This window comes from Sphingopyxis sp. CR5, assembly GCF_059693785.1.
This window is the reverse complement of sequence record NZ_JCATIE010000023.1, coordinates 1-1,511: the sequence shown is the minus strand read 5'-3', so window position 1 is coordinate 1,511 and position 1,511 is coordinate 1. Positions and strand designations below refer to the sequence as shown.

Genomic DNA, 1,511 nt, shown 5'->3' with positions numbered 1-1,511 from the left:
TGTCCGTCGTCAGAACATTTGGCACAACTCGCGGCGTAGGTTTGCGGAGTGCGGGCCTCGTCTGAGGTTTGATGTTAGGCGGCGAGCCTGCGGTGTTGCAAGCGCCGATGTTCGAGTGTCTTTCGCTTGATCCTTTCTCTTCGTTTGATGATGGCAGGAGCCCTGCCGAAGTAGGTATCGGCAGGTGTCACATTGTCGAGGCTCTCGTGGTATCGGCAGTGGTTGTAATGCTCGACGAAGGCCTCGATCTGCTGGTGGAGATCGCCGGGCAGGAAGTAGTTCTCTAGCAGCACGCGGTTCTTCAGGGTCTGGTGCCAGCGCTCGATCTTGCCTTGGGTCTGTGGGTGGAAGGGTGCGCCGCGCACGTGGCTCATCTTGTTGGCCTCGATGTATTCGGCCAGTTCGCCAGCGATGTAGCTGGGGCCATTATCGCTGAGCAGGCGGGGCCTGTGCAGCACGTTGGCGTGATCGCAGCCTGAGGCTGCTAGCGCCATATCGAGCGTGTCAGTGACGTCCTCGGCTCGCATGGTGGTGCAGAGCTTCCATGCAATGATGTAGCGCGAGTAATCGTCGAGCACGGTCGACAGATACATCCAGCCCCACCCGATGATCTTGAAGTAGGTAAAGTCTGTCTGCCACATCTCATTCGGGCGCGTGGTCTTCGTGTGGAACGCCTCTGCCGCCTTGATCACCGTATAGGCCGGGCTGGTGATGAGGTCGTGGGCCTTGAGCAGGCGGTAGACCGTGGCTTCGGACACGAAGTAGCGCTTCTCGTCGGTGAAGCGCACCGCCAGCTCTCTCGGCGATAGCTCGCTGTGTTCCAGAGCCATGTCGACGATCTGATCCTGAACCTCGGGCGCGATCCTGTTCCACACCCGGCTCGGCGTCGATGGCCGGTCTGCCAGCGCTTCGGGCCCGCCTTCAAGGTAGCGATCATACCAGCGGTAGAAGGTCCGGCGAGCAACGCCGAGCTGGTCCAGCGTGCGCTTGGCGGGCAGGTGCGATTGCTCGACGATCCGGATGATCTCGAGCTTCTCGGATGCGGGGTATCTCATTCGTCGCCTCCCCCATCCGCGATCATGCTTTTTTTGAGCAAGCGGTTCTCCAGGGTGAGGTCGGCCACGCACTCCTTCAGGTCGCGGGCCTCACGGCGCAGGTCCTTCACCTCGTCCGTGGTCGCAGCGCGGGCCGTGTCACCGGCGAGGCGACGCTTGCCAGCCTCCATGAACTCTTTGGACCAAGTGTAATACAGGCTCTGGGCGATACCCTCGCGGCGGCAAAGCTCGGCAATGGAGTCATCGCCTCGTAGCCCATCGAGCACGATCCGGATCTTGTCTTCCGCTGAGAAGTGTCGGCGGGTCTTGCGGCGGATGTCCTTTACCACCTGTTCGGCGGGCTTTTTGGAGCTTGAGGATTTGGGCTTCATCTTCGTTCCTTCGTCACTACGACGAAGCCCAAATCCTCCTTAAATCACAACCTCAAATCTGTGCCATTGGCGCTGACGGGGGACA

At 60.4% G+C, this 1,511-nt stretch carries 1 protein-coding gene; it reads right to left on the bottom strand.

Annotation, left to right across the window (positions count from 1 at the left end; all coding sequences use genetic code 11):
- Positions 1–74: 74 nt before the first annotated feature.
- Positions 75–1,426, bottom strand: a protein-coding gene (locus AC58D2_RS20565; RefSeq protein ID WP_230280663.1) for an IS3 family transposase whose coding sequence is annotated in 2 segments (ribosomal slippage) — positions 75–1,090 and positions 1,090–1,426 — 1,353 coding nt in all. Because the reading frame shifts where the segments join, the coding sequence is not laid out codon by codon here.
- Positions 1,427–1,511 lie beyond the last annotated feature (85 nt).